Below are 7,326 nucleotides of genomic sequence, written 5' to 3'. Positions count from 1 at the left end.
CTTCGAGCAGCGATATCGAACTGGTTAAGGCGGCAAAGAACACCAGAATGAAAAACAGCAATCCGACCAGCGATCCAGCGGGCATGGTGTGAAAAGCAATCGGCAGAGACTGGAACACCAGAGTCGGACCAGCGGCGGCATCCAGACCGACAGCAAAGACAATCGGGAAAATCATCAGACCGGCGAGCAGGGCAACCCCGGTATCGGCAAAGGCGATCATCCCGGCGGTTGGCGCGAGCCTGGTATCCTTCGACACATAGCCGCCATAGGTGATCAGCGCGGCGGACGCGACGCTCATCGAGAACAGCGCCTGTCCCAGAGCATCGTTCATCACCGCCGGCGTCAGCTTGCTGAAATCCGGGGTGAACAGAAAAGCAACCGCCTTGGCAAATTCACCGGTGAAAGCGCCGTAGAGCGTGATCAGCACCAGCAGCACGAAGAATGTCGGCATCAAATAGGTTGCCGCTTTCTCAATGCCATCGGTCACGCCGCGCGCAACGATCCAGATGGTTATCGCCATGAACAATGTGTGCATGCCGAGCAGCATCGGAACATTGCCAAACAGGTCTGTCATACGGCCGGGAATGGTTTCCGGGCTTTCCGAAGCCAGCGCGCCGGCAAACGGATTGCCGGAGAAGAGAGCGCCGAGAAAATCGCCGCCCATCACGCCGACATAATAAAGCACCCAGCCAGCCACGACGCTGTAAAATGTCAGAATCAGAAAGGCGTTGAGAATGCCGATCCCGCCGAATATGCCCCAATTTCTGCTGACATTGGAATCTTCGGCAACCTTGACCACGCTGTGATAGGCATCGCTGCGACCGTGGCGGCCGATCACGATCTCGGACAACACCATCGGCATGCCGATCAGAAGAATGCAGCCAATATAGACAAGGACAAATGCACCGCCGCCATTTTCACCGGCAAGCGTTGGAAAACGCCAGATATTGCCGAGACCGACTGCGGCGCCAACCGCTGCCAAAATAAATGCGGTTCGCGAGGACCAACCCTCACCACCCGGTGCTACTGCGCCTGCCATATATCATTCTCCCCGTTATCTCGAGCCGGTTGCGGCTTTGTTACACCTGTTACTAGCTGCGCATCAACATCGGGCCAAGCGGTTTTCCGGCAAAAATATGGACGTGCAGATGGGCCACTTCCTGATGGCCATGCTTGCCCACATTGGCGAGCAGCCGATAACCGGGCTCGACCATCCCGGCTTCGCGTGCGACATGACCGACGGCGCGGACAAATCCGGCGATTTCAGCGTCACTCGCCGATGCCGAGAAATCATCCCAACTGACATAGCGGCCCTTCGGAATCACCAAAATATGGTCAGGGGCCTGCGGATTGATGTCGTGAAAGGCGAGCACCCACTCGTCCTCATAGACCGTCTTGTTCGGAATTTCGCCGCGCAGGATTTTCGCGAAAATATTATCGTCATCATAAGGCTGGGTCGGATCGATCGCCATCAGCTTGCTCCTCTTGCCGCTTTTTCCTCTAGTCCGGACAGGCCCTCGCGGCGGGCCAGTTCGGCGATCACGTCATCCAGCGACATATCCATGTCGGCGAGCAGCACCATCAGATGAAACAGCAGGTCGGCGGCCTCTCCGGTCATTGCCGCCTTGTCGTCCTGGACCGCAGCGATCACCGCTTCGATCGCCTCTTCGCCCAGTTTTTCGGCCATTTTGGCGCGGCCCTTGGCGCGCAGGCTGGCGACATAGCTTGTTTCAGGCTCCGCTTCGCGTCGCGCCAAAATCGTGTGCTCGAGAGATTTGAGAATATTGGTCATTGCTGGCGGTTTGAGCGACGGATCGCCTGTTCGTCAAGCCCTAGCGGCACAAGTTTGGCCAACCCATTAAAAAGGGCCGCCAGATCCCGCGCTGGAATCGCGAAATTCAGGTTTTCTTGCGACGCCTGGCTGTCATGCGGCCAATAATCAGACCGACCACGCCCAGCCCGAGCATCAACAGGTTGGACGGTTCGGGAACCCGCCTTCTATCGCTGGACGATCCGCCCGCAGGGCTAGATCGGCCGGTGGATGCTTTCGGCGTCGCGGGCGTGCTGCGAGACGCCCAGCTCGAGCTGCCCGCTCCGGAGTGGCTCAACCCTTGACGGCCCCATGATTATTCGAATTCTGGGCCGCGTCAGCGGGAACGCCTGCAGCGATCGCCATCGCTGCAGCGGCGGCCAGAATTGCACATTGCACGCGTTTCACCGTTAGTCTCCATTGCCATGCTCAACGAGCATTTCGATATAGTTAAGCAAAATTCCTGCCAGATCGAGGAAATGCACCGTTTCAAACGGACAGAATAGTTAACCGCATTTCAGAAATCTGGAAGATGTAAGGTAAACCGACATTAACCATCGGCAGCGGAGGCTGGATTCCGAGAATTCTTGCAGTTGCGGCCGGGATCAGGCCCGGGCCGGAAGCCCCGCAGCGCGCAGCGCGGCGTGGGCGTCGGCGATGCTATGCTCGCCAAAGTGGAATATCGAGGCAGCGAGCACCGCATTGGCATGGCCTTTTGTCACCCCTTCGACCAGATGATCAAGATTGCCGACTCCGCCACTCGCCACGACCGGTATCGAGACCGCATCGGCGATCGTCCGAACCAGCTCCAGATCATAGCCGTCGCGGGTGCCGTCGCGGTCCATCGAGGTCACCAGCAGCTCCCCTGCCCCCAGATCGGCCATGCGCAGGGCATGTTCCAGGGCATCAATGCCGGTGGGGGTGCGACCACCATGGGTGAAAATTTCCCAGCGCCCGTCAGCCACGCGACGCGCGTCGATCGAGGCAACCATGCACTGGCTGCCGAAGCGGGTGGCGATGTCGCTGATCACTTCGGGCCGCGACACCGCCGCGCTGTTCACCGCGACCTTGTCCGCCCCGGCCATCAGCAGCGCCCGCGCATCATCGGCGGTGCGCACGCCGCCGCCGACGGTCACCGGCATGAAGCAGACTTCGGCGGTGCGCCGGACGACATCGATGATCGTATCGCGATTTTCATGGGATGCGGTTATGTCGAGAAAGCAGAGCTCGTCGGCACCTGCGGCATCATAGGCTTGCGCCTGTTCGACCGGATCACCGGCGTCCTGCAGATCTACAAAATTGACGCCCTTGACCACCCGGCCATTGGCGACATCAAGACAGGGTATGACGCGGATACGGACGGTCATGACGCCGTCACCCCTGCGAAGGATGGGGTCCAACCCAATGTTTCTGAGAAGCACAAATTTGCTTTGGGTCCCAGCCTTCGCTGGGACGACAACACCGATAGCGGCTCAACCACGATTGGCCATCGCAATCGCGGTCGCCAGATCAAGCCGGCCATCATAAAGCGCCCGGCCGGTGATCACGCCTTCGACGCCATCCTTGGCATAGAGGCTGAGCATATGGATATCATCCAGCCCCTTGACCCCGCCGCTGGCGATCACCGGAATATCGACGCCGCGCGCCAGATCGACCGTGGCTTCGACATTGCAGCCGGTCAGCATGCCGTCGCGGCCGACATCGGTGAACAGGATCGAGGCGACACCGGCATCTTCAAAGCGGCGGGCAAGATCACGGACGCTGACGTCCGACACATCGGCCCAGCCTTCGGTCGCAACCATGCCGTCCCGCGCATCGACCGCGACAACAATGCCGCCTTCATATTCCTTTGCCATATCCTTGACGAAATCCGGATCCTTGAGCGCCGCCGTGCCGATAACGAGCCGGGCCACGCCAAGTTCAAACCAGCGTTCAACCGTCTCGCGATTGCGGATGCCGCCACCCAGCTGCACATAGCCGGGAAAGCTGGCGATGATCGCCTCTACCGCTTCCGCATTTTGCGGCGATCCGGCAAAGGCACCATCCAGATCGACGACATGGATATGCTCGGCACCGGCAGCGGCGAACAGGCCAGCCTGCTCCGCCGGATTGTCGCCGTATATAGTTGCGCGGTCCATATCGCCTTCGGCAAGGCGCACGACCTGACCCGATTTGAGGTCAATGGCAGGAAATACGATCATTTCAAAAAATCCGTTAGTGGTGAGCTTGTCGAACCACGCCTATCGAACGAGAAATGTCGTTCACCTGCGGTGGCCTGCGGCTCCACAAGCTCAGTACGAACGCTATTCAGCATGGTCATGGTTTCCACTCCAGAAAACGGCCCAGAAAGGCCAGTCCATAGGCCTGGCTTTTCTCGGGATGAAATTGCACGCCGACAATATTGTCGCGGCCAACCGCCGATACCAGCGGCACGCCGTGACTCGTCTTGGCCAATATGTCCGCTTCGTTCGCAGCGTCAAAATGATAGCCGTGCAGATAATAAGCCTCGCCGGGCGCGAGCAGATCATGCCCCTCGGTCGGGGTCACGTCATTCCAGCCCATATGCGGGATCTTTATCGCCGCAGAGGCCGGTTCGATCGCCTTTACCGTGCCGTCGATCCAGCCGAGGCCGTCATGCGCGCCAAATTCAATACCCTTGTTAGCCAGCATCTGCATCCCGACACAAATGCCGAGAAACGGCACGCCATCCTTCCGGACTCGCTGTTCCAACGCATCGATCATACCGTCGATCGCAAATAACGCATCGCGGCAGGCACCAAAGGCACCAACGCCGGGCAATATGATGCGATCCGCCCGCGCCACCATTTCCGGGTCGGCGGTTACCGCCACATCGCCGGCTCCTGCGGCCATCAATGCGTTGTGGACACTGTGCAGATTACCGGCGCCAAAGTCGATCAGCGCAATTGTCTCAGCCACCCAATTGCCCCTTGGTCGAGGGAATCGCATCGCCCTTTCGCGGGTCGCGCTCTACCGCCTGGCGCATCGCCCGGGCGAAACCCTTGAAGATGCTTTCCGCGACATGGTGATTATTTTCACCATAGAGCAATTCGATATGCAGGGTGATTCCGGCGGCATCGGCGACGCTGTGGAACCAGTGTTTGAACAATTCGGTATCCATCTCGCCGAGCCGTTCCTGCGTGAATCCTGCATTCCAGACAAAATAGGGCCGGCCGGAAATATCGAGTGCGACGCGGCTCAATGTCTCATCCATCGGCGAATAGGCACTGCCATAACGCACGATGCCGGCCTTGTCGCCGAGCGCCTGGTTGATCGCCTGACCCAGCGCAATGGCGCTGTCTTCGGTGGTATGATGCTGGTCGACGTGAAGATCGCCCTTGATCCGCAATTTCAGATCAATCAGCGAGTGACGCGAAAATTGTTCGATCATATGATCGAGAAAACCGATGCCGGTAGACACGTCATATTGACCGGTTCCGTCGAGGTTCAACTCGACAAAAATCTCGGTTTCCTTGGTATTTCGTTCGATTATCGCTGTTCTCATGCAACAGGCCTATAATGGCTTGAACAAATCAGGCAAGAATTTCGCGGCCTTTGGTCAATGCGAAATTCATTTTACGCCCTTGACCCGATGCCCGCTTCACGCCACCTAGTGCAAATGAGTGATGATGCCCCCGATAGCCTGATTCCTTACGACGAAATCGTGCAGGAGGCCCTGCGCGCGGTTGTCGGCCGGGTGCTGGGAGAAGTCGTCAAGGGCGGCCTGCCCGGCGAACATCATTTCTACATCACTTTCAAGACCCGCGCGCCCGGCGTCGATATCCCCGATCATCTGATCGCAAGATTTCCGGACGAGATGACGATTGTCATCCAGAATCGCTATTGGGACCTGAAGGTTGATAAAGACCGGTTCGAAGTGGGCCTTAGCTTCAACCAGATCAGCTCGATGCTGCATATCCCGTTCGCGGCGATCACCTCCTTTGTCGATCCGGCGGTGGACTTTGCGCTGCAATTCCAGGTCGACGAGGTCGAAGGCGAAATAAACGGCCACGACCCGGCGGAAAATGATGGCGAGACGGAAGCGGTCGAACCGGTTGATGACGGCTCCAACGTGGTAACGGTGGACTTCGGCAAGAAAAAGTGAGCGGGACCCGCACCGAAACCGACTCCCTTGGCGAAATAGAAGTGCCGGCCGATGCCTATTGGGGCGCCCAGACACAACGCAGTATCGAGAATTTCCCCTTTCCGCGTCAGGAACGCATGCCGATCCGGCTGATCCACGCGCTGGCCGCCGTCAAACAGGCAGCGGCGCGGGTCAACGGCATCCATGGCCTGGAACCGGAAATTGCAGCGGCCATCGAAAAAGCCGCCAATGCCGTGCGCACCGGCGAATATGACAATCAGTTTCCCCTCACGATCTGGCAGACCGGGTCGGGCACCCAGTCGAACATGAACGTCAATGAAGTGATCGCCGGCGTCGCCAACGAGGCGATATATGGCACTCGCGGCGGCAAATATCCGGTCCATCCGAACGACCATGTCAATCGCGGGCAATCGTCCAACGACAGCTTCCCCACCGCAATGCATGTCGCGGCGGCACGGGCGCTGGAAGTCGAGCTGTTTCCGGCTCTGGAACAATTGCACGATGCGCTGGCGGAAAAGGCCCAGCAGTGGAAGTCTATCGTCAAGATAGGCCGCACCCATTTGCAGGATGCCACGCCGCTGACCCTCGGACAGGAATTTTCCGGCTATGCCGCGCAACTGGTGGCGGCGCGCGACCGGGTCGAGACCGTCCTGCCCCGGCTGCTGCAACTGGCACAAGGCGGCACCGCCGTCGGAACCGGCCTAAATGCACCGGAAAATTTCGGTGAGAATATCGCCAAGGAAATCTCCAAGATCACCGGCCTGAAATTCACCTCCGCCCCGAACAAATTCGCCGAACTGGCCGCGCATGACACGATGGTAGAACTGTCCGGCGCGCTCAACACGCTGGCGGTGTCGCTGACCAAGATCGCCAATGATATCCGCCTGCTCGGCTCCGGACCGCGTTCCGGCCTCGGCGAGCTCGATCTGCCCGCCAATGAACCGGGCAGTTCGATCATGCCGGGCAAGGTCAATCCGACCCAGTGCGAGATGCTGACCATGGTTGCTGCGCAAGTCATCGGCAACCATCAGGCGGTGACCGTCGGCGGGCTCCAAGGCCATCTGGAACTCAATGTGTTCAAGCCGCTGATCGGCGCCAATGTGCTGCGCTCGATCGAGATCATCTCGATCGGCATGTCGAGCTTTTCCGAACGTTGCGTGGAAGGTCTGGAGGCTAATGAAGCGCGGATCAAGGAACTGGTCGATAACAGCCTGATGCTGGTGACTGCGCTTGCCCCAGTGATCGGCTATGACAAAGCCGCAGCGATTGCCAAATATGCCCACAAAACCGGCCAGACCCTGCGCGCATCCGCGCTGGAACTGGGGCTGGTTGACGCAGAAACCTACGATACCCATGTTAGACCTGAGAATATGGTCGGCAAACATGGCTGATC

At 58.8% G+C, this 7,326-nt stretch carries 9 protein-coding genes; 2 read left to right on the top strand and 7 right to left on the bottom strand.

Annotation, left to right across the window (positions count from 1 at the left end):
- The 7 genes from V7665_RS08095 to hisB all read right to left on the bottom strand — a co-directional run.
- Positions 1-1,039 (bottom strand): sodium-dependent transporter (locus tag V7665_RS08095; protein WP_335664028.1); only part of this gene is annotated, 1,039 nt, incomplete at its 3' end.
- Positions 1,040-1,091: 52 nt separating this feature from the next.
- Complete coding sequence (locus V7665_RS08090; RefSeq protein WP_335664027.1) at positions 1,092-1,472, bottom strand: histidine triad nucleotide-binding protein; 381 nt, start codon at positions 1,470-1,472, stop codon at positions 1,092-1,094.
- A complete protein-coding gene (locus V7665_RS08085; protein WP_335664026.1) occupies positions 1,472-1,792 on the bottom strand; it encodes a phosphoribosyl-ATP diphosphatase in 321 nt (106 codons plus the stop codon). The genes V7665_RS08090 and V7665_RS08085 overlap by 1 nt, the downstream gene beginning before the upstream one ends.
- Positions 1,793-2,415: 623 nt before the next feature.
- A complete protein-coding gene (gene hisF, locus V7665_RS08080; RefSeq protein ID WP_335664025.1) occupies positions 2,416-3,177 on the bottom strand; it encodes an imidazole glycerol phosphate synthase subunit HisF in 762 nt (253 codons plus the stop codon).
- A 105-nt stretch (positions 3,178-3,282) separates the two neighbouring features.
- Positions 3,283-4,011 (bottom strand): 1-(5-phosphoribosyl)-5-[(5-phosphoribosylamino)methylideneamino]imidazole-4-carboxamide isomerase, encoded by a 729-nt coding sequence (hisA, locus tag V7665_RS08075; protein WP_335664024.1) that lies wholly within the window; start codon positions 4,009-4,011, stop codon positions 3,283-3,285.
- Between the two features lie 115 nt (positions 4,012-4,126).
- Entirely contained in the window at positions 4,127-4,747 is a 621-nt protein-coding gene (gene hisH / locus V7665_RS08070; RefSeq protein ID WP_335664023.1) for an imidazole glycerol phosphate synthase subunit HisH, read from the bottom strand.
- Positions 4,740-5,333 (bottom strand): imidazoleglycerol-phosphate dehydratase HisB, encoded by a 594-nt coding sequence (gene hisB, locus V7665_RS08065; protein WP_335664022.1) that lies wholly within the window; start codon positions 5,331-5,333, stop codon positions 4,740-4,742. Before hisB ends, hisH begins: the two co-directional genes overlap by 8 nt.
- A 114-nt stretch (positions 5,334-5,447) precedes the next feature.
- Between hisB and V7665_RS08060 the strand changes: the two genes are divergently transcribed.
- Both V7665_RS08060 and fumC read left to right on the top strand, forming a co-directional pair.
- Positions 5,448-5,933, top strand: coding sequence for an SspB family protein (locus tag V7665_RS08060; RefSeq protein WP_335664021.1), 486 nt, complete (start codon positions 5,448-5,450; stop codon positions 5,931-5,933).
- A complete protein-coding gene (fumC, locus tag V7665_RS08055; RefSeq protein WP_335664020.1) occupies positions 5,930-7,324 on the top strand; it encodes a class II fumarate hydratase in 1,395 nt (464 codons plus the stop codon). The genes V7665_RS08060 and fumC overlap by 4 nt, the downstream gene beginning before the upstream one ends.
- The last annotated feature ends 2 nt before the right edge of the window (positions 7,325-7,326 follow it).

This window comes from Parasphingorhabdus sp., from assembly GCF_036964675.1.
Taxonomy (GTDB): domain Bacteria; phylum Pseudomonadota; class Alphaproteobacteria; order Sphingomonadales; family Sphingomonadaceae; genus Parasphingorhabdus.
The sequence above is the reverse complement of the archived record's forward strand: the minus strand, read 5'-3'. Positions and strand labels throughout refer to the sequence as shown.

Bases quoted from the DNA above. Each gene is read 5' to 3' on its own strand.
- V7665_RS08090 (WP_335664027.1), bottom strand. From the start codon at position 1,472: ATGGCGATCGATCCGACCCAGCCTTATGATGACGATAATATTTTCGCG.
- V7665_RS08085 (WP_335664026.1), bottom strand. From the start codon at position 1,792: ATGACCAATATTCTCAAATCTCTCGAGCACACGATTTTGGCGCGACGC.
- hisF (WP_335664025.1), bottom strand. From the start codon at position 3,177: ATGACCGTCCGTATCCGCGTCATACCCTGTCTTGATGTCGCCAATGGC.
- hisA (WP_335664024.1), bottom strand. From the start codon at position 4,011: ATGATCGTATTTCCTGCCATTGACCTCAAATCGGGTCAGGTCGTGCGC.
- hisB (WP_335664022.1), bottom strand. From the start codon at position 5,333: ATGAGAACAGCGATAATCGAACGAAATACCAAGGAAACCGAGATTTTT.
- V7665_RS08060 (WP_335664021.1), top strand. From the start codon at position 5,448: ATGAGTGATGATGCCCCCGATAGCCTGATTCCTTACGACGAAATCGTG.